Annotated in this window: 18 protein-coding genes; 9 read left to right on the top strand and 9 right to left on the bottom strand. The window is 71.6% G+C overall.

Going from position 1 to position 18,616, the window contains the following annotated elements:
- Positions 1–80: 80 nt before the first annotated feature.
- A complete protein-coding gene (locus ACZ69M_RS08865) occupies positions 81–884 on the bottom strand; it encodes a creatininase family protein (protein ID WP_470047973.1) in 804 nt (267 codons plus the stop codon).
- A gap of 49 nt (positions 885–933) precedes the next feature.
- On the opposite strand from ACZ69M_RS08865, the gene ribA reads away from it, so the two are divergent.
- The 5 genes from ribA to ACZ69M_RS08840 all read left to right on the top strand — a co-directional run bounded on the left by ribA (position 934) and on the right by ACZ69M_RS08840 (position 6,041).
- Positions 934–1,623: a GTP cyclohydrolase II gene (gene ribA / locus ACZ69M_RS08860; protein WP_470047971.1), complete on the top strand. Its 690-nt coding sequence runs from the start codon at positions 934–936 to the stop codon at positions 1,621–1,623.
- 75 nt (positions 1,624–1,698) lie between these two features.
- On the top strand, positions 1,699–2,676 hold the full coding sequence (locus ACZ69M_RS08855; protein ID WP_470047969.1) for an ornithine cyclodeaminase family protein: 978 nt from the start codon (positions 1,699–1,701) through the stop codon (positions 2,674–2,676).
- Positions 2,673–3,818 carry an NAD(P)/FAD-dependent oxidoreductase gene (locus ACZ69M_RS08850; protein WP_470047967.1) on the top strand — a complete coding sequence of 382 codons (1,146 nt, stop codon included), beginning with the start codon at positions 2,673–2,675 and terminating at the stop codon, positions 3,816–3,818. Before ACZ69M_RS08855 ends, ACZ69M_RS08850 begins: the two co-directional genes overlap by 4 nt.
- Positions 3,815–4,897, top strand: a complete 1,083-nt coding sequence (locus tag ACZ69M_RS08845) for a saccharopine dehydrogenase (RefSeq protein ID WP_470047965.1) — start codon at positions 3,815–3,817, stop codon at positions 4,895–4,897. The genes ACZ69M_RS08850 and ACZ69M_RS08845 overlap by 4 nt, the downstream gene beginning before the upstream one ends.
- Positions 4,890–6,041 (top strand): saccharopine dehydrogenase family protein, encoded by a 1,152-nt coding sequence (locus ACZ69M_RS08840; protein WP_470047963.1) that lies wholly within the window; start codon positions 4,890–4,892, stop codon positions 6,039–6,041. Before ACZ69M_RS08845 ends, ACZ69M_RS08840 begins: the two co-directional genes overlap by 8 nt.
- A 6-nt stretch (positions 6,042–6,047) precedes the next feature.
- Here the strand turns inward: ACZ69M_RS08840 and ACZ69M_RS08835 are convergent, their stop codons facing one another.
- Genes ACZ69M_RS08835 through ACZ69M_RS08825 form a run of 3 tightly spaced genes read right to left on the bottom strand, consistent with a single transcriptional unit; the run spans position 6,048 to position 9,322 of the window.
- Entirely contained in the window at positions 6,048–7,274 is a 1,227-nt protein-coding gene (locus ACZ69M_RS08835) for a serine hydrolase domain-containing protein (RefSeq protein WP_470047961.1), read from the bottom strand.
- A gap of 57 nt (positions 7,275–7,331) precedes the next feature.
- Positions 7,332–8,747, bottom strand: a complete 1,416-nt coding sequence (locus tag ACZ69M_RS08830) for an MFS transporter (protein ID WP_470047960.1) — start codon at positions 8,745–8,747, stop codon at positions 7,332–7,334.
- Positions 8,744–9,322 carry a TetR/AcrR family transcriptional regulator gene (locus ACZ69M_RS08825; RefSeq protein WP_470047958.1) on the bottom strand — a complete coding sequence of 193 codons (579 nt, stop codon included), beginning with the start codon at positions 9,320–9,322 and terminating at the stop codon, positions 8,744–8,746. Before ACZ69M_RS08825 ends, ACZ69M_RS08830 begins: the two co-directional genes overlap by 4 nt.
- 99 nt (positions 9,323–9,421) lie before the next feature.
- Between ACZ69M_RS08825 and ACZ69M_RS08820 the strand changes: the two genes are divergently transcribed.
- Entirely contained in the window at positions 9,422–9,862 is a 441-nt protein-coding gene (locus tag ACZ69M_RS08820) for a PPOX class F420-dependent oxidoreductase (RefSeq protein ID WP_470047956.1), read from the top strand.
- A gap of 158 nt (positions 9,863–10,020) precedes the next feature.
- On the opposite strand, the gene ACZ69M_RS08815 is transcribed toward ACZ69M_RS08820, so the two are convergent.
- Together ACZ69M_RS08815 and ACZ69M_RS08810 are read right to left on the bottom strand one after the other, a co-directional pair.
- Positions 10,021–11,373, bottom strand: coding sequence for an MFS transporter (locus tag ACZ69M_RS08815; protein ID WP_470047954.1), 1,353 nt, complete (start codon positions 11,371–11,373; stop codon positions 10,021–10,023).
- 295 nt (positions 11,374–11,668) lie between these two features.
- Positions 11,669–12,334 carry a TetR/AcrR family transcriptional regulator gene (locus ACZ69M_RS08810; RefSeq protein WP_075025684.1) on the bottom strand — a complete coding sequence of 222 codons (666 nt, stop codon included), beginning with the start codon at positions 12,332–12,334 and terminating at the stop codon, positions 11,669–11,671.
- A gap of 160 nt (positions 12,335–12,494) precedes the next feature.
- Here ACZ69M_RS08810 and ACZ69M_RS08805 point away from each other — a divergent pair, with 160 nt between their 5' ends.
- From ACZ69M_RS08805 to ACZ69M_RS08795, 3 genes are all read left to right on the top strand, one after another.
- The gene (locus ACZ69M_RS08805) at positions 12,495–13,370 is read left to right on the top strand and encodes a shikimate dehydrogenase (RefSeq protein WP_470048382.1); all 876 of its coding nucleotides are present in this window, start codon (positions 12,495–12,497) and stop codon (positions 13,368–13,370) included.
- Between the two features lie 183 nt (positions 13,371–13,553).
- Positions 13,554–15,356, top strand: coding sequence for a bifunctional sugar phosphate isomerase/epimerase/4-hydroxyphenylpyruvate dioxygenase family protein (locus tag ACZ69M_RS08800; protein ID WP_470047951.1), 1,803 nt, complete (start codon positions 13,554–13,556; stop codon positions 15,354–15,356).
- Between the two features lie 213 nt (positions 15,357–15,569).
- A complete protein-coding gene (locus ACZ69M_RS08795; RefSeq protein ID WP_470047949.1) occupies positions 15,570–16,532 on the top strand; it encodes a hypothetical protein in 963 nt (320 codons plus the stop codon).
- Positions 16,533–16,585: 53 nt separating this feature from the next.
- On the opposite strand, the gene ACZ69M_RS08790 is transcribed toward ACZ69M_RS08795, so the two are convergent.
- From ACZ69M_RS08790 to gnd, 3 genes are all read right to left on the bottom strand, one after another.
- Complete coding sequence (locus ACZ69M_RS08790; protein WP_054234523.1) at positions 16,586–17,041, bottom strand: tellurite resistance TerB family protein; 456 nt, start codon at positions 17,039–17,041, stop codon at positions 16,586–16,588.
- An 82-nt stretch (positions 17,042–17,123) separates the two neighbouring features.
- On the bottom strand, positions 17,124–17,729 hold the full coding sequence (locus ACZ69M_RS08785) for a histidine phosphatase family protein (RefSeq protein ID WP_470047947.1): 606 nt from the start codon (positions 17,727–17,729) through the stop codon (positions 17,124–17,126).
- Positions 17,730–17,734: 5 nt separating this feature from the next.
- A complete protein-coding gene (gnd, locus tag ACZ69M_RS08780) occupies positions 17,735–18,613 on the bottom strand; it encodes a phosphogluconate dehydrogenase (NAD(+)-dependent, decarboxylating) (RefSeq protein ID WP_470047945.1) in 879 nt (292 codons plus the stop codon).
- Between the last annotated feature and the right edge of the window lie 3 nt (positions 18,614–18,616).

Raw genomic sequence — 18,616 nt, 5'->3', positions numbered from 1 at the left:
TGGTTCGCGGCGCTGCGGCGCCCCCGGCAGCAGAACGCAGGAGGGCACGATCAATGCCGAGCGTCAGAGACCGCCGAAGTTCACGCCCCGGAAGTCCCCTTGGCCGGGGCCGCGTCGGAGGCAGTGGGCAGCGTCTTCGCCGTCACCAAGGAGAAGTACGCCCCGAAGGCCTCGGTCAGCCCCGCCAGGAGCTCCTTCCCCTTCTCGGCGGACGCCTTCGAGGGACGGCCGATGACACCGGACTCGGTATAGCCGGCCATTCCGAGGGTGAGCAGATGACGCCGGTCGTCCGCGACGAAGTCGGAGGTCTCGTAACCGGGCCGGACCAATTCAGGATGCGTGTGCAGAAGAATGGAGGTCTCGATTTCACCGGCGTGCATATCGGTGAGCAACGAGGTCTCCACACCTGCTCGTTCCAGTGCGGCTTCCCAGTCCTCCATGGCCGGGAAAAGTGCCATACGCGTACCGGTGCCGACGGATTCCTGAACGACATTGCCGAGCACGTAATTCCCGCCGTGCCCGTTCACCAGCACCAGGGTGTCGACGCCGGAATGGCGCAGCGATGCGGCTATGTCCCGCACCACCGCGTGCAGCGTGACGGCGGACATGCTGACGGTACCCGGCCAGGCCGCGTGCTCGTGCGAGCAGGAGATCGTCACCGGAGGAAGGAGATGGACCGGATGAGCGGCGGCGATCCGTTCCGCGACAGCGCACGCGACCAGGGTGTCCGTCGCCAACGGAAGGTAGGCACCGTGCTGTTCGAAACTCCCGACGGGAAGCACGGCGACCTCACGGGCGACACCGGCCCCCCGCTCCCGTACATCCTCCGTGGTGTCCGCCGGCAACAGACCGGATACCGCCGAGCGCGTTCCCGAACCACTCATGTTTCACGGCCTTTCGACGCTGCTTTCGACTCTGCTTAGGAACCAGATCATGACAGATAACCTTGGAGTACTCGCCGGGACCGCACGCCTCACAGGTGTCGAACGAGTCGTGAATGCCCCTTTGCCCACCGTGTACGGCGACTTCCAGGCGGTCGGCTTCCTGGATCACGATCGCGGAGAGGAGCAAGTGGCCCTGGTTTACGGCGAGGTCGGCGACCTCGGCAAGAGCGGGGAAGGCGCCACGAAGGAAGGCGTCCTCACCCGGCTTCATTCGGAGTGCCTCACCGGGGACGCCTTCGGCTCCACCCACTGCGAGTGCGGTGACCAGCTCGCCGCCGCGCTGCGCGCCATCGTCGCGGAGGGCCGTGGCGTCCTGGTCTACCTCCGCGGCCACGAGGGCCGCGGCATCGGCCTGCTCGCGAAGCTGCAGGCGATGAAGCTCCAGTCGGAGGGCCTCGACACCGTCGAGGCGAACGTCGCCCTCGGCCTCCCGGTCGACGCCCGTGACTACCGCGTCGCGGCGGACATCCTGCACGACCTCGGCGTCCGCTCCGTACGCCTGCTCTCGAACAACCCGCGCAAGCGGGAGTCGCTCCAGCGCAACGGCATCAAGGTCGCCGAGCAGGTCCCGCTGCTCATACCGCCGTGCCCGCAGAACATCACCTATCTGCGCACCAAGCGGGAGCGCCTCGACCACTTCCTGCCGCACCTGGACGTGGTGGTCTCCCACTCCTCCTGAGCGCGGGCGCCCGAGGGCGTCACCCGGAGGCGTCGGCTGTGGTGAGAGAGGTGCGCGCGGGGAAAGGTACAAGGAATGACCGACGACGTCCTGTACCTCTCCCGGGACCGGGTGACGGAGCTGTTGGACACCGATGCGGCGATCGCCTCGCAGCGCGCGGCGTTCACCGCGCTCGGTGACGGCACCGCCGAGCTCCCCGGCAAGATCATGCACCCCAGCCGATTCGACGACAGCGTCGTCTTCGCCTACCTCGCCCGGCTGTCCGCCGACACCGGGGCCGTCGCCAAGTTCGGCAGTGTCAACCCGGCCAACACGGCGGCCGGGCTGCCGACGGTGCACGCCGTGATCAACGCGCTCGATCCGGTGACCGGGCAACTCGCCGCCGTCATGGACGGCACGGCGGTCACGACCCTGCGCACCGCCGCGGCGAGCGCCGTCGCCCTCGACGTGCTGGCCACCGCCGACAGCGCGGAGCTGGGCCTTCTCGGCTCCGGCACCCAGGCCCTCGCCCACGCGCGGGCCGTCGCCCGGGTGCGGGACCTCAGGTCCGTGCGGGTGTGGAGCCCGGACCCGGCCCGACGGGCGCGGGCGGCGCGGCGCCTCGCGACGGAACTCGGCGTCGCGACCAAGGCCGTCGACACGGCGGAGGAAGCCGTCGCGGGCCGGCCCATGGTCGCCGCCTGCACGCTCAGCAGCACACCCGTCGTACGGGGCGAGTGGCTGACGCCCGGGTGCGCGGTCGTCAGCGTCGGCTCCTTCGAGCCCACCCGCAGCGAGGTCGACACGGAGGTCGTACGGCGGGCCGCGGCGGTCGTGGTCGACGACCCGGAGACGGCGGCGGAGCACGCGGGACCGATCGTGGACGCGCTGCGGGAGGGAGTACTCACCCGCGCCGACCTGATCCCGCTCGGCGGTGTCCTCACCGGCAGCCACCCGGCCCGCACCCACCCCGACGACATCGTCTTCTACAACAGCGTCGGGCTCGGCATCCAGGACGCCGCCGCTGCCTGGGCCGTGATCGCGGCCGCTCGTGCCCGGGAGGCACGCCGATGACCGTGAGCGCGCGGGTCGTCGTCATCGGCGGCGGGGTGATGGGCACCAGCATCGCCTACCACCTGGCCCGGGCCGGTGTACCGGACGTGGTGCTCGTCGAGCGCGACGAACTCGCCTCCGGGTCCACCTCGCGGGCCGCGGGCGGGGTCCGGGCGCAGTTCTCCGACGAGCTGAACATCCAGCTGGGTGCCCGGAGTCTGGAGGCGTTCGCCCGTTTCGGTGAGGAACCGGGCCAGGACATCGGGCTGCGCCGGGTCGGCTATCTGTTCCTGCTCTCCACGCCCGAGGAGGTCGCCGCCTTCGAGGACGGCGTACGGCGGCAGAACGCGCTCGGGGTGCCCAGCCGTCTGATCGACCCGGCCGAGGCCCAGCGGCTGTCCCCGCTGATCACCACCGACGGGTTGCTCGCGGCGGCGTTCTCCCCGGACGACGGGCACTGCACGCCCGAGTCCGTCGTGCAGGGCTACGCGGCCGGGGCCCGCCGGTACGGCGCGACCGTGCTGCGGCACCGCGAGGTCACCGGCATCGAGACCCGCGGCGACGAGATCACCGCGGTCGTCACCAGCCAGGGGCGGATCGCCACCGACACGGTCGTCTGCGCGGCCGGTGCCTGGTCGCGGTCGGTCGGCGCGATGGTGGGCGTGGACCTGCCGGTGGAACCGCTGCGCCGCCAGATCGCCGTCACCGAAGCCGTCCCGGGCCTGCCGCCCGACCTCCCCATGACCATCGACTTCACCACCAGCCTCTACTTCCACACCGAGGGCCCCGGCCTCCTCCTCGGCATGTCCGACCCCGACGAGATCCCCGGCTTCGCCACCAGCACCCACGACCGCTGGATCCCCCGCCTGTCCGAGGCGATGGAGCGCCGCGCCCCGGCCCTGCTCGACCTGCGCCGGACAGGCGGCTGGGCGGGCCTGTACGAGATCACGCCGGACCACAACGCCCTGATCGGCGAGGCGCGTTCGTGCGCGCGCTTCTTGTACGCGACGGGCTTCTCGGGCCACGGCTTCCTCCAGGGACCGGCGGTCGGCGAGGTGATCCGTGATCTGTACCTGGGCCGCGTACCCTTCGTCGACATCAGCCCCCTGAGCGTCGAGCGCTTCACCGCCGACGCCCCGCGTCCGGAGGTCAACCTCGTATGACCGAGCTCCACTTGTGGCTGCGCCACGAGACCCGTACGACCGAACGGCGTACCCCGATCGTGCCCTCGGACGCCCGACGGCTCATCGAGAGCGGCGTGACGCTCACGGTCGAGGAGTCGCCGCAGCGGGTCTTTCCCATCGAGGCGTACGAGGACGCCGGCTGCCGGGTCGCGACGGCAGGCTCCTGGGTGTCGGCGCCGCCGGACACGGTCGTCGTGGGACTGAAGGAACTCCCGGACGGGCCACCCGAACTGACCCACCGCCATGTCTTCTTCGGGCACGCCTACAAGCGGCAGCCGGGGGCGGCGGCGCTGCTCCGCAGGTTCCTCGCCGGGGGCGGGGCCCTGCTGGACATCGAGTACCTGGTGCACGACGACGGGCGCAGGCTCGCCGCGTTCGGCTACTGGGCCGGGTACCTGGGCGCCGCCCTGGCGGTGCTGCACCACCGGGGCAGCCTCAAGGCCCCGTTGCGGCCCACCTCGAAGGAGGAGCTCGACACCGAACTCGCCTCTGAGCAGGGGGAGTTGCGGGCCCTTGTCATCGGCGCGCTCGGCCGCAGCGGCCGGGGTGCCCGCGTGGCGCTGGGCGTGGCCGGGGTCGAGCCCACCTGCTGGGACCTCGCCGAGACCCGTGAGCTGGACCGACCGGCTTTGCTGGCACACGAGTTGATGGTCAACACCGTGCTCACCACCCGGCCGATCCCGCCCTTCCTCACGGACAAGGACCTCGACGAGCCCGGCCGCCGGCTGCGCACCCTGTGCGACGTCACCTGCGACGTCGGCTCTCCCCTGAACGTGCTGCCGGTCTACGACACCACGACGGACTGGACGCACCCCGCCCGCCGCATCCGCGAGCGGCCCGCTCTCGACCTGATCGCCATCGACAATCTGCCGTCGCTGCTGCCGCTGGAGGCGAGCGTCGACTTCTCGGCGGCGCTGCTGCCCCAGCTGCTGGATTTCGGGGCCGGCGGCCCGTGGGGGCGTTGCCTGGACCGCTTCCACGAGGCGTGCCGCACCCTCGAAGCCGAGGAAGCCGAGCACGTCGAGAAAGCAGAGGAAGGGGAGTCGCGTGATGTCTGAGGTGACGGCCGCGAGCGGCACCGTCCACTGGATCGGCGCGGGCCTGTCCACCGGCAGCGGTCTCGCCGCCACCTGCGACGCCGCCGACCGCGTACGCCTGTGGCACCGCACCGAGGAGCGTGCCGCGCGCAGCCTTCAGGCGCTGGGCCTGACCGGGCGGGCCGAGCCCCGTGCGTACACACAGGAGGCGCTCGCCGCCGAGCTCGCCCCCGGAGACGTCGTCGTCTCCATGCTGCCCGCGCCCGAACACGCCCCGCTGCTCGCCGTCTGCGTCGAGCGCGGCGCCCACTTCGCCTGCTCCAGCTATGTGTCGGACGCGGTCCTCGACCAGGTGCCAGCGGCCGAGGCGGCGGGAGTGGTGGTGCTGACCGAGTGCGGGCTCGACCCGGGCATCGACCACCTCTTCGCGCACAGTCTGATCGCCCGCGCCGAGGCCGAGATCGGCGCCGGGTCGGCCGCCTCGTACCGCCTCACCTCGTACTGCGGCGGCATCCCCGCCGTGCCCAACGACTTCAAGTACCGCTTCAGCTGGGCACCCGCGGGCGTCCTCAACGCTCTGCGTTCGCCCGCCCGATATGTCGAGGACGGCACCGAGACCACCGCCGACCGCCCCTGGGAGGCAACCCGCACGCACGTGATCGACGGCGAGGCCTTCGAGGTCTACCCCAACCGCGACAGTGTGCCCTTCGTCGAGCAGTACGGGCTTCCAGGCGCCTGGAAGCCGGAGACCTTCGTGCGCGGCACCCTGCGCCTCGACGGCTGGCTGCGGGCCTGGGACGAGGTCTTCGAGGAGCTGAAGGCGGGCGACGACCGGCGGATCACCGCTCTCGCCCAGGAGCTGGCGAGGACCTATCCGACCACGGACGCGGATCGTGACCGAGTCGTCCTCGCCGTCTCCCTCGACGTGCGCGGCGGCTCCGGCGCGACCTGGTCGGGGCGCTACCTCCTCGACCTCGTGGGCACGGCCGAGGAGAGCGCCATGGCCCGCTGTGTCTCCCGCACGCTCGCCCTCGGGGTCCGCCACATCCTGGACGGTTCGCTCCCGCCGGGCCTCGGCCGCGCCGCGGAGACGGCGGAGCGCTCCGAGCAGTGGCTGGCCGAACTCGCCCGGGAGGGAGTGCCGTTCACCCTGCGCGCGGGGTAGCCGGGCTCAGCCGAGCACCGCCTCGTGCACGAGCCGCTTGAGCTCGGGATAGACCGAGTGGGACGAGGTCGGGCGGACCTGGGTGTAGAACTGCACGGTCAGGTCGTGGCGCGGGTCGACCCAGAAGGTCGTACTGGCGACCCCGCTCCAGCCGAACGCGCCCTTGCTGGACGGTGACCGGGTGATCTCGGGGTCCACCACGACGGAGACCCCGAGCCCGAAGCCGAGCCCCGCGTTGCCGGGCTCGCGGTGCAGCGCGCTGCCGAAGGCGCGGCGGTCGGCGCCGCCCGGAAGGTGGTTGGCGGCCATCGTGTCCACGGTCTCCGGCTTCAGCAGCCGGGCCCCGTCGAGTTCGCCTCGACGGCGGAGCATCTCCATGAAGCGGTGGTAGTCGTACGCGGAGGCCACCATTCCGCCGCTGCCGGAGAGGAAGCGCGGGCGGCCGTGCAGCGGGAGCCCGGCGATCGGGGTGATGCGGCCCTCGGCGTCCTCCCCGTACAGCTCGGCGAGCCGTCCGGCCTGCTCGTCGGTGACGCAGAACCCGGCGTCCGTCATCCGCAGCGGCCCGAAGATCCGCTCGGCGAGGAACGCGTCGAGCTCCTGCCCCGAGACCACCTCGATCAGGCGGCCGAGCACATTGGTGGAGACCGAGTAGTTCCACTCGGTGCCCGGCTCGAACTGCAGGGGCAGGCCCGCGTACACGTCGCAGGTCCCGGCCAGGTCCGCGCCCGGCGCCACCGACGACTCCAGACCGGCGTCGCGGTAGAGCGCGTCGACGGGGTGGGAGTGGTAGAAGCCGAAGGTCAGACCCGAGGTGTGGGTCAACAGGTGCCGGATCAGGAGGGGTTGCTCGGCCGGGCGGGTCTTCATGCCGGAGCCCGACCCGCTGACGTACACCCGGGGGTCGGCGAAGGCGGGCAGGAATCGGGCGACGGGGTCGTCGAGCCGGAAGCGTCCCTCCTCCAGGAGCATCAGCGCGGCGACCGAGGTGACCGGCTTCGTCATCGAGTACATCCGCCACAAGGTGTCGGTCTCGACGGGGAGTCGGGCCTCGCGGTCGCGGTGGCCGTACGTGGTGAGGTGCGCGACCCGGCCGTGCCGGGAGACGGACACGAGGTAGCCGGGCAGCCGGAGGTCGTCGACCAGGTGGGAGAAGTGCTGGTCCAGGCGGGCCAGCGCCTTCGGGTCAAGGCCGGCCTCGCTCGGCTCGACCTCTTGTCGCAGATGTCCCATGGTTCTCCTCCGGACTGCGGCTCTCGGACTCGCTCGTCCTCATCGTCCCGCTCGTTCTCATCGTCTCGTACGGAGTTCGCGAGCGGCGTCGCTGGGTGGGTGACCGGCGGGTCGCCGCTCGGCGACCGATGCGTCGGCGCGGCCCGGGAGCCGCAGCGCCGACAGTGCGCCGACCGCCGTGAGGACCGCGAGGACGGTCAGCGCGGGGCCCAGGTCGACGACGCCGGTCAGGCCGACCAGCGTGGTCGCGACGGCCACCCCCACCGTCGGTCCGATGTTCATCGCGGTCTGCTGGAGCCCGCCCGCCACCCCGGCCGACCCGGCGGACGCGCCGCGCACGACGACGGCCGTCGCGCTCACCATCACCGCGACGAACCCCGCGCCCATGAGCAGGAATCCGGCGCCGATCGCCAGGTCCGTCGAGGCGCGGTCGAGCCTGGACAGCAGCAGGACGCCGAGGAGGAGCAGCAGCATCGCGGTCCCGGTCGTGCGGCGCGGGCCGTGGCGGCGCAGCAGTACGGCGGAGACCGGTGCGCCCAGCACCATCATCACGGCCAGCGGGAGCGCGCGCAGACTGCTCCGGAACGGGTCGAGGCCGAGCACGTCCTGAAGGTAGTAGGTGCTGACGAAGAGCGTGCCGAACAGCGCCGCGGAGGCGCACACGAGGGTGCCGAGCGCCGCGCCGACCGTGGGGGAGCCGAGCAGGCCGGGCGGTACCAGCGGGCTCGCCGCGCGCCGTTCGTGCCGTACGAACGCGGCTGCCGCGACCGTCGCCACGACCGGCCCGAGCGCGGTCTCCGTGAGCCGGCCGGTCTCCGGCAGCACGACGAGCGTGCGCACCAGGGCGACCAGGGCCACCGCGAGCAGCGCCGCGCCGGGCAGGTCGAGTCCGGCCGCCGAGCCTTTGCCCCGGGGCGCGTCCCGGACGGTCAGGGCCAGGGCGGCCATGACGAGCGCGGGGACGACGTTCAGGAAGAAGACGGCCCGCCAGCCCAGTTGGGTGACCAGCGCCCCGCCGAGGAGAGGACCCGCGGCGGCCGCGAGACCGATGGCGCTGGTGCGCAGCGCGATGGGCATGCCGAGCCGGTCGGGCGGGTAGGCCGCGCGCAGCATCCCGAGCGTGGCGGGTTGCGACAGTGCGCCGAAGACCCCCTGGGCGACCCGCAGTCCGATCACCCAGCCGATGCCGGGCGCCAGACCGATCCCCGCCGACGCCGCCCCGAACCCCACCATCCCCACGGCGAAGACCTGTTGGTGGCCGTACCGGTCCCCGAGCCGCCCCGCGAACACCAACAGGCTGGCCACCGCGATGAGATAGCCCGTACTGGTCCACTGCACCTGCGCGAACGACGCGTCCAGATCGCGCCGCAGCGTGGGCTGAGCGACGGTGAGGACGGTTCCGTCCAGCGCAACGATGACGGCCCCGACGACGCTGTTGGCCAGTGTGAGACGGCGCCGCGCCGAGGGGTTCACCGCTCCTCCGGCCCGAGGTGCGCGTCCAGCGCGGCATCCAGCAGGGGTACGAAGTCGGTGGCTCCCGTGGCGAGCTGGAGGCCGCCCCAGCCCCACAGCTGGGCGATCCCGTGCAGGTTCGCCCAGAGGGCGCCCGCGACGAGCGCGGCGTCGGCCTCGGGGCGTGCCCGGCCGACGAGGTCCACCAGGACGCCGAACAGCGGCAGGCTGGTCTCCCGGAGCCCCGACTTACCGCTCTCCAGGAGATCATGACGGAACATCAGCTCGTACATTCCGGGCTGAGCGAGGGCGAAGTCGAGATAGACCCTCCCCAGCGTCGTGAGCTGGGCGCGGGGACTCGCCCCTCCGTCGCCCAGCGCCTGGGTCGCCCGGGCCCCCAGGTCGGCGAAGCCCCGGCGTGCGATGGCGGAGAGCAGTTCCAGATGGGTCGGGAAGTAGCGGCGCGGGGCACCGTGGGAGACGCCCGCGCGACGGGCGATCTCCCGCAGGGTCAGAACCTGCGCGCCCTGCGTGGTCACCAGGTCCACGCCCACGTCGATCAACCGGGCCCGCAGCCCCGTGTCCGCTTCACTCATAGACACTGTCTACCAGCCAGCGTAGACGCTGTCTACTGCTCTGATAGACGGTGTCTACGTGACGGGAATGGCCATGCGTTCCCCGGGGTTGAGCGATACATGACTCAGGACGCGACGCAGGACACACTGCTCAAGCTGCTCTCCGAGTACGACGGGGGAGTGCTGGTCACCCTCAAGAAGGACGGCCGGCCCCAGCTGTCCAACGTGAACCACGCCTACGATCCCGACGAGCGGATCGTCCGGGTCTCGGTCACGGACGACCGCGCCAAGACCCGTAATCTGCGCCGGGACCCGCGGGCCTCCTACCACGTGACGGCCGAGGACCGTTGGGCGTACACGGTCGCCGAGGGCGCCGCCGAGCTCACTCCCGTCGCCCGCGACCCCCACGACGAGACCGTCGAGGAGCTGGTGCGGCTCTACCGGGCCGTGCGGGGCGAGCACCCCGACTGGGACGACTACCGGGCCGCCATGGTCAGTGACGGCCGGCTCGTCCTGCGGCTCCACGTGGAGCGCGCGTACGGCATTCCCCGCGGACGCTGAGCCGAGGGGTGAGGGGATCTCCGCGCACACCGGCCGCCCCTGAACCCGGCCGGGGTGCGCGGAGTGGCTCTGTGTGACCGCGCTGTTTCTTTCCGCTTGTTCCGGGCGATGTTCTTGCCGAAAACGTCAGCTGTCAACCGTGCGTCCCCGCCGGACGGTCAGGCGGTCACGGCCTCGCGCTTCGCGGCGTCCTGGGGCGCCCGCTCGCCCAGCTCCTCCGTCGGCACCGTGTGCGTCTCGCGGGCGGTGAGTGCGGCGAGCACCGGCGGGACGCACAGGGCCGCGGTGAACAGTGCCACGGACGACCAGTCGTCGCCGCCCGGGCCCGCGATCTGCGCGGCGAAGGTGACCGCGAACCCCGCGACGGCGAAGCCGATCTGCGTGCCGATCGCCATACCGGAGAGCCGGACGCGGGTGGAGAACATCTCGCCGTAGAAGGACGGCCAGACACCGTTGGCCGCGCTGTACACGGCACCGAAGGCGAGGATGCCGAAGAGGAGGACGAGGGGGTACGAGCCGGTCGAGATGGCCCACAGGTAGGCGAACATCAGTACGGCGCTGCCCGCGGCGCCGATCAGGAAGACCGGACGGCGGCCGATGCGGTCGGACAGTGTGGCCCAGGCGGGGATCGCGCCGAGGGCGACGATGTTGGCGAGCGCGCCCACCCACAGCATCTGCGTGCGCGACAGCCCGACGGAGTCGCTCGTGCCGTACGCCAGCGCCCAGACCGTGAAGATCGTGCTGACCGAGGCGATCAGGGCGCCCGCGACGACCCGCAGGACGTCCGCCCAGTGCTCGCGGAGGAGCACGAGGAGCGGCAGTCTGGGAACGCCCTCGCTCGCGGCCTGCTGGGTGAAGGCCGGCGTCTCCTGGAGGGTGCGGCGGATGACATAGCCGACCACGGCGACCGCGACGCTCGCCCAGAACGGCACGCGCCAGCCCCAGGAGAGCAGTTGGTCCTCGGGCAGTGCGGCGACCGGCAGGAACACCAGAGTCGCCAGGAGCTGGCCGCCCTGGGTGCCGCTGAGGGTGAAGCTGGTGAAGAAGCCCCGGCGATGAGGCGGCGCGTGTTCCAGCGTCATGGAGTTGGCGCTCGCCTGCTCACCGGCCGCGGAGATGCCCTGGAGGACGCGGCAGAGCACCAGCAGGACCGGGGCGAGGCCGCCGACCTGGGCGCGGGTGGGCAGACAGCCGATGAGGAACGTCGACAGGCCCATCAGGATGAGCGTGAAGACCATGATCTTCTTGCGGCCGACCCGGTCGCCGAAGTGGCCGAGGAAGAGCGCGCCGACCGGGCGGGCCGCGTACGCGACGCCGAACGTGGCCAGCGAGAGGAGGGTCGCGGTGGCCGGATCCGACTCGTCGAAGAAGACCTTCGGGAAGATCAGGGCCGCGGCGCTGCCGTAGATGAAGAAGTCGTAGTACTCCAGGGCGCTGCCGATCCAGGCGGCCATGGCGGCCTTCCGGGGCTGGCCGGGTGGCGCGTCGAGCGGGACGGCGGGGACAGACACGGCGTGCTCCTTCGAGGGAACTCCGGGGACGGGAGTGACGGAGGGGTGAGGTGCCGGGGCCCTGGGGGTGTACGGGTCGGCCGTGCCGGATGCGACGAGTCTGCTTGACGGTGGGAGGTCCGCTCAACGTTGCGCGTCCGGCTAATTAACCCACTGGATAGTTAGTAGCGGATGGCTACGGATGGTGCGCCCACGTTTCCCGGGTGTCAAGAGGTCGTACTGAAGGATCTTTCCCGGCCGTGCCCCGCTCCGGCCCCGGAGCGGGGCACGGGAGGGGGTGACGGTCCTGTCGTTCTCAGTCCTCCGTGCGGTCCGCCGTCAGATAGGCGATGACCATGTCGCCGAGCATGGTCCGGTAGTGCTCCCGCTGGTCGGGGGCGACCAGGTCACGGCCGAAGAGGGCGCCGAAGGTATGCCGGTTGGAGACCCGGAAGAAGCAGAACGAGCTGATCATCGCGTGCAGGTCCACGGCGTCGACGTCGGCTGTGAACAGCCCCGACTTCCGGCCGGTCTCCAGGATCCGGCGGATCACCTCCAGCGCGGGCGAACCGATCTTCCCGAGTTCCTCGGACGCGGCTATGTGCTCCGCCTCGTGGATGTTCTCGATGCTGACCAGCCGGATGAAGTCCGGATGCGCCTCGTGGTGGTCGAAGGTCAGCTCGGCGAGTCTGCGGATGGCCGCGACGGGGTCCAAGTGCTCGACGTCCAGCTCCTGTTCGGCCATCCGGATCACGGAGTACGCGCGCTCCAGAACGGCCGTGAACAGCTGCTCCTTGCCGCCGAAGTAGTAATAGATCATCCGCTTGGTGGTGCGGGTGCGGGCGGCGATCTCGTCGACGCGGGCACCGGCGAAGCCGGCGCGCGAGAACTCCTGGGTCGCCACGTCGAGAATCTCGGCCTTGGTCCGGGCTGCGTCGCGGATGCGCCCGACGGGCCGTGCAGGTTCTTCGACGCTGGTCATCGGCTTCCTTCGGGCGAGGGGGTCAGTGCCCGCGATTGTAGAAGCAGGGTCTGCCGCCGTGGTCCCGAGTTCCGGGGCGGGCCTTCCCGCGGGCTCGGGATGCTGATATAGCTAACGTACTAGTTCGTACATTAGTGGGCTCAGGAGGTCCGCCGTGACCATGGACACGTATCTCGTCGGCCTCATCGGTTCCGGCATCGGCCCCTCGCTCAGCCCCGCGCTGCACGAACGGGAGGCCGACCGGCAGGGGCTGCGCTATCTGTACCGGCTGATCGACATCGACGTGCTCGGCGTCGGGCCGGAGGCGGTGGGCGATCTCGTACGGGCCGCGCGGGACCTGGGCTTCGACGGGCTGAACATCACGCACCCCTGCAAGCAGCTGGTCATCGACCACCTCGACGAGCTCGCTCCGCAGGCGGCGGCCCTCGGCGCGGTCAACACCGTCGTCTTCGAGGGGGGCCGCGCGGTCGGGCACAACACCGATGTCACCGGGTTCGCGGCGTCCTTCGCGCGCGGGCTGCCCGATGTCCCGCTGGAGCGGGTCGTGCAGCTGGGTGCGGGCGGGGCGGGGGCGGCCGTCTCCCACGCCGTGCTGACGCTGGGCGCGGGGCACGTCACCGTCGTGGACGCGATGGCGGACCGGGCGGCGGATCTCGCCGCCGGGCTGAACCGGCACTTCGGTGCCGGGCGGGCGGCGGCCGCGACGCCGGACGCGCTCGGCGGGCTGCTCGGCCGGGCCGACGGGGTGGTGCACGCGACGCCCACCGGGATGGCGGCCCATCCCGGGCTGCCGTTCCCGGCCGAGCTGCTGCATCCCGGTCTGTGGGTCGCCGAGGTGGTGTACCGGCCGCTGGAGACCGAGTTGCTGCGCACGGCCCGGGCGGTGGGGTGCGCGACGCTGGACGGCGGGGGCATGGCCGTGTTCCAGGCGGCGGACGCGTTTCGGCTGTTCACGGGGCGGGAGCCGGATGCCGTTCGGATGCTGGCGGACATTTCTGAGCTGGCGGGTGTGCCAGGTGCGGGTGTCGGTGGCTGAGGGCGCCTTGTGGGTGGGGTGGTTTCGGCTGTGTGGCGGGTGCGGGGTGGTGGGGGCTGGTCGCGCAGTTCCCCGCGCCCCTTGCGGGGCGGGTGGCTCGGGTTGTGTCGCGGGTGCGGGGCCCGCCCGAGCCGGCGGCATTCACCGTGCCTCGATGTGGAGCGACAGCTAAGGAGTATCGACGTGCGTACGTCCATTGCCACTGTCTCACTCAGTGGGTCCCTGACCGAGAAGCTCACGGCCGCGGGGCGAGCGGGGTTCGACGGGGTGGAGATCTTCGAGAACGATCTGCTCGCGAGCCCCCTCACACCCGAGGAGATCCGGGCCCGCACCGCGGACCTCGGTCTGAGCATCGACCTGTACCAGCCGATGCGGGACGTCGAAGCGGTGCCCGACGAGGAGTTCGCCCGCAATCTGCGCCGCGCCCGGCACAAGTTCGAACTCATGCGCCGCCTCGGCACCGACACGGTCCTGGTCTGCTCCAGCGTCTCCCCGCTCGCTGTGGACGACGACGCGCTCGCGGCCGACCAGCTGCGCCGGCTCGCGGACCTCGCTCAGGACTTCGGGATGCGCGTCGCCTACGAGGCACTCGCGTGGGGCCGCCATGTGAGTACGTACGACCACGCCTGGAGCATCGTCGAAGCCGCGGACCACCCCGCCCTCGGCACCTGCCTGGACAGCTTCCACATCCTCGCCCGCGGCGGCGACCCCAAGGGCATCGAGGACATCCCCGGCGAGAAGATCTTCTTCCTGCAACTGGCCGACGCCCCCCTGATGGCGATGGACGTCCTGCAGTGGAGCCGCCATTACCGTTGCTTCCCGGGCCAGGGCGGCTTCGACATCGCGGGGTTCCTCGGACACGTCCTGCGGGCCGGATACCGGGGACCGCTCTCCCTCGAGGTCTTCAACGACGTCTTCCGGCAGGCCGAGGCCGGGCCGACCGCCGTGGACGCGCGTCGCTCCCTCCTCGTCCTCCAGGAGGCGACGGGACTCGCGGCGCCGCCCGTGCCCGTGGTGCCGACCGGTGTCGCCTTCGCCGAGCTCGTCACCCCCGACGCCGAACCCGTCACCGCGCTCCTCGGCGCCCTCGGCTTCACCCGCAGGGCCAGGCACCGCAGCAAGCCCGTCGATCTCTGGCAGCAGGGCGAGGCCCGTGTCCTCGTGAACACCGGACCGGCCGCCCGGCGCGACGGCACCTCCCTCGCCGCCGTCGGCCTGGAGTCCCCGGACCCGGCAGCCGCGGCCCGGCGCGCCGAATCCCTCCTCGCCCCGGTCCTGCCCCGCCGTCGCGCCCCCGAGGACGCACCGCTCGACGCGGTGGCCGCCCCCGACGGCACCGAACTCTTCTTCTGTGTCACGGATCGCTCCGGGCATCCCGAACCCGCGGGGTGGACGGGCGACTTCGTGCCGGTCCCGCACGAACGGCTTCCGCAGCGCGTGGCCCGCATCGATCACCTGGCCCTCACCCAGCCCTGGCACCAGTTCGACGAGGCGGCCCTCTTCCACCGCAGTGTGCTCGGGCTGAGCGCACAGGACAGCGTCGATGTCGCCGACCCGTACGGACTGCACCGCAGCCGCGCGGTCACCAACGCCGACGGCAGCGTCCGTATCGCCCTCGGCGTCGGGCCCGCCCCCACCGACGAGGGCGCCCGTGCCCAGCACATCGCCCTCGCCACGGACGACGTGGTCACCGCGGCCCGCCGCTTCCGCGAGGCCGGCGGCCGACTGCTGGCGATGCCCGCGAACTACTACGACGACCTCGCCGCACGGTATGAGTTCGCGGACGGCGAGCCGGAGACGTACCGCGAACTCGGCATCCTCTACGACCGTGACGCGGAGGGTGAGTTCCGGCACTGCTACACGGAGACGGTCGGCCGTGTCTTCTTCGAACTCGTCCAGCGTGACGGCGGCTACCGGGGCTACGGAGCGCAGAACGCCCCCGTACGGCTGGCGGCGCAGCACCTGCCGCGCCGACCGGGGCGCTGACGCCTCAGGCGGCGCATATTACCCGCCAGTTGACATTGAAACACCCATGACCACCGCTATCATCACACCACCCGCGGAACACCTCTGCGGAGCGACCGTCGGCCGATGACAGCGGCAGCACGGTATCGCCCCCAGTCTGCTGCCCAGGACGTGGAGCAATCGGCCTCCGGCTCCGAGGCCGGTTTCAGTGCTTCACGTTTTGAGAGGGAGCCCATGCCGGGAGACCGCTTCACCCCCGACTTCGACCCCGACTACGGGGACGCACCTCTCACCACCGCACGCAAGGACATCGCCAACGGGCGCTGGCAGGGTCTGCGGGATCTGCTGCGGGTGACCGGCCCCGCGTGGTCCGTGCGCGCCCACCGGATCCGGCTGCTCGCGCCGGCCTGCGCGGGCAACTCGGCGGTCGAGTCCTGGCTCGCCGCGGAGCCGCGCAGCGCCGACGCCCTGGTACTGCGGGCCGCGACCGAGGTGGCCAGGGCCTTCTCCCTCGCCACCGCCGTGGGCGGGCAGGTACCCGTCGAGCAGCGGCGCGTCGACCGGGCGGTGATGGCCTGTCTGCAGGGCGCCGAGGCCTGCCCCGATGACCCCACCCCCTGGATCTGCCTCATCTCTGTCGCCCGGCTCTACGCCGCCGGGGTACGCCGCCAGGAACTCGGCCGCTGGTGGGACGAGTTGCACGCCCGCGACCCCTACACGGTCGAGGGGCACCTCTATGTGCTGCGCTACTACTCGGCGCGGTGGCACGGCACCCACAGCCTGATGTACGACTTCGCCCGCGACGCGGCGGCCGTCGCACCGCCGGGCTGCGCGCTGCCGGTCCTGGTGCAGTTCGCCCGTGTGGAGGAGTACCGCTTTCTCCAGGAGGAGGCGAACGGGCGGCCGGACGTGCCCGTCGACCTCGACGGGCACTGGAACAGCGAGGGAGCCGTCGACGACGTACGGCGTACCTGGCAGCGCTGGATCGCCGCGCGCCCGGACGGCCAGCCCGCTCCGGAGGAGGTGCGCGACCTCAACTATCTGGCGCACGCCGCCAGCTACGCGGGCCTGCCGGACCTCGCGGCCCCGCTCTTCCGGACCCTGGGGGTGCGCGCCAGCCGGATGCCCTGGTCCCGCACCGGCGACCCGGAGGCGGAGTTCGTGAAGTGGCGCAGGCGCGCCACGCGCGGCGCCTGAGCCACCTCACGTGTCCCGGCCGTCGAGGTGGCACGGCCGGGACCGGTGGGGTACTACAGGTCGAACTCGTGCGGCGGCAGGTCGAGCGTGAAGCACGCCTCGCGCACGACGGCCTGCTCGGTCTTGTCGAAGTCGCCGTCGGCGCCGCCGATGACGATGCCGATCTGGATGACGGCGCGCGCCTCGGCCGGCTTCTTCTTCGCCTTGGCGATCTCCTGGAGGACGCTGACCTTGCCGAAGGCGAAGTCGGCGGTCAGCTTGTTCAGGTTGTCGTCGAAGCGGCGGCGCAGGTCGTCGGCGTCGAAGTTCTGCAACACCTCGTTCGTGGCGATGAGTTGGGCGACGCGCTGGCGCTCGGAGGGATCGACCGTCCCGTCCGCCGCGGCGACGAGCGCGCACATCGCCATGCTCGCGTCGCGGAAGGCACCGCTCTTCAGATCGTTCTTCTTCGCCACGAGCTGGGTCTGCATCGTCGACGCGGACTCCTTGATGCGGTCCCACAGGGCCATGAGAGCTCCATACGTTGGGAGAGGCCCGGCCCGCTCCGGAGGGCGGGCCGTGACCTCATCGATTTCTACAGCACTGTAGAAACTAGCGAACCGCCGCAGAAGTTCCGGTGGCGTTCCACTCTGCGATCACAGGATGCCCGTGCTCGGTGGACAGCCGGCTGACGGTGCCCGTCGCGAGCTGGAACAGCCGCCCGTCCGCGGGGGACAGCCCCAGCCGACGGGCCGTCAGCACGCGCAGGAAGTGGCCGTGTGCCACGAGGACCACGTCGCCCTCGGCGAGCGCCGGTCCGACGCGGGACAGCACGCGGTCGGCGCGCTCTCCCACCTCCGCCGGTGACTCGCCGGGATGGCCGTCGGGGCCGGGCGGCACGCCGTCGTTCCACAGGAACCAGTCGGGCCGGGTGCGATGTATCTCGACGGTCCTGATGCCTTCGTACGCGCCGTAGTCCCACTCGTGCAGATCAGGATCGGCCTCGGCACCGTACAGGCCCGCGAGTTCCGCCGTGCGTACCGCGCGGTGGAGCGGGCTGGTCAGGGCCAGGGCGAAGGTCCGGCCGGCGAGCAGCGGGGCGAGGGACTTGGCCTGTTCCTCGCCGTGCTGGGTGAGGGGCAGGTCGGTCCAGCTGGTGTGCTGGCCCGACACGCTCCACTCGGTCTCACCGTGGCGGACCAGCAGGAGGTCGCCCATGGTCGTTACTTCGCCGACTCGACGGCGTGGCCGCCGAACTGGTTGCGCAGCGCCGCGATCATCTTCATCTGCGGGGAGTCGTCCTGGCGGGAGGCGAACCGGGCGAAGAGGGAGGCGGTGATGGCGGGCAGCGGGACGGCGTTGTCGATGGCCGCCTCGACGGTCCAGCGGCCCTCGCCGGAGTCGTCCGCGTAGCCGCGCAGCTTCTCCAGGTGCTCGTCGTCGTCCAGCGCGTTGACGGCGAGGTCGAGCAGCCAGGAGCGGATCACGGTGCCTTCCTGCCAGGAGCGGAAGACCTCGCGCACGTCGGTGACGGAGTGGACCTTCTCCAGGAGCTCCCAGCCCTCGGCGTAGGCCTGCATCATGGCGTACTCGATGCCGTTGTGGACCATCTTCGAGAAGTGGCCCGCACCGACCTTGCCGGCGTGCACGAAGCCGGCGTCGCCCTCGGGCTTGAGGGCGTCGAAGACCGGCTGCACCTTGGCGATGTTCTCGGCGTCGCCGCCGACCATCAGCGCGTAGCCGTTCTTGAGACCCCAGACGCCGCCGGAGACGCCCGCGTCGACGAACCCGATGCCCTTGGCGGCCAGTTCCTCCGCGTGCTTCTCGTCGTCCGTCCAGCGGGAGTTGCCGCCGTCGACGACGGTGTCCCCGGGCTCCAGGAGCTCGCCGAGCTGGTCGATGGTGGACTGCGTGGCGGCGCCGGCGGGGACCATCACCCACACCACGCGCGGGGCTTCGAGCGCGCTCACGAGTTCGGTGAGGCTGCTCACGTCCGTGACCTCGGGGTTGCGGTCGTAGCCGACGACCGTGTGGCCCGCGCGGCGGATCCGCTCGCGCATGTTGCCGCCCATCTTGCCGAGGCCGATGAGTCCGAGCTGCATGAC

The sequence above is a fragment of the Streptomyces sp. NPDC107454 genome, assembly GCF_055582885.1.
The sequence above is the reverse complement of the archived record's forward strand: the minus strand, read 5'-3'. Positions and strand labels throughout refer to the sequence as shown.